The sequence below is a fragment of the Photobacterium andalusiense genome, assembly GCF_900185625.1.
GTDB lineage: Bacteria > Pseudomonadota > Gammaproteobacteria > Enterobacterales > Vibrionaceae > Photobacterium > Photobacterium aquimaris.
In genome coordinates this window covers 1-619 of sequence record NZ_FYAJ01000056.1, presented here as the reverse complement: position 1 = coordinate 619, position 619 = coordinate 1, and the positions used below count along the sequence as shown (strand labels likewise).

Below are 619 nucleotides of genomic sequence, written 5' to 3'. Positions count from 1 at the left end.
ACTTTTAAATAATGGTGCGCGCGGGAGGATTCGAACCTCCGACCGCCTGGTTCGTAGCCAGGTACTCTATCCAGCTGAGCTACGCGCGCACTAAATCGGTGTAACAATAACAAGCATTGAGGCTTATTACTTTTAAATAATGGTGCGCGCGGGAGGATTCGAACCTCCGACCGCCTGGTTCGTAGCCAGGTACTCTATCCAGCTGAGCTACGCGCGCACTAAATCGGTGTAACAGTAACAAGCATTGAGGCTTATCACTTTTAAATAATGGTGCGCGCGGGAGGATTCGAACCTCCGACCGCCTGGTTCGTAGCCAGGTACTCTATCCAGCTGAGCTACGCGCGCACTAAATCGGTGTAACAATAACAAGCATTGAGGCTTATTACTTTTAAATAATGGTGCGCGCGGGAGGATTCGAACCTCCGACCGCCTGGTTCGTAGCCAGGTACTCTATCCAGCTGAGCTACGCGCGCACTAAATCGGTGTAACAGTAACAAGCATTGAGGCTTATTACTTTTAAATAATGGTGCGCGCGGGAGGATTCGAACCTCCGACCGCCTGGTTCGTAGCCAGGTACTCTATCCAGCTGAGCTACGCGCGCACTGTGTTTCTTTTAAGA

Annotated in this window: 5 tRNA genes; all 5 read right to left on the bottom strand. The window is 50.9% G+C overall.

The features are described 5' to 3' along the window. Positions 1–12: 12 nt before the first annotated feature. A tRNA-Arg gene (locus PAND9192_RS20430) sits at positions 13–89 on the bottom strand. 51 nt (positions 90–140) lie between these two features. Beyond that, positions 141–217: transfer RNA gene (locus PAND9192_RS20425), tRNA-Arg, on the bottom strand. A gap of 51 nt (positions 218–268) precedes the next feature. Continuing rightward, positions 269–345 (bottom strand) — tRNA-Arg (locus PAND9192_RS20420). A 51-nt stretch (positions 346–396) separates the two neighbouring features. After that, positions 397–473 (bottom strand) — tRNA-Arg (locus PAND9192_RS20415). A gap of 51 nt (positions 474–524) precedes the next feature. Continuing rightward, a tRNA-Arg gene (locus PAND9192_RS20410) sits at positions 525–601 on the bottom strand. Positions 602–619: the final 18 nt, after the last annotated feature.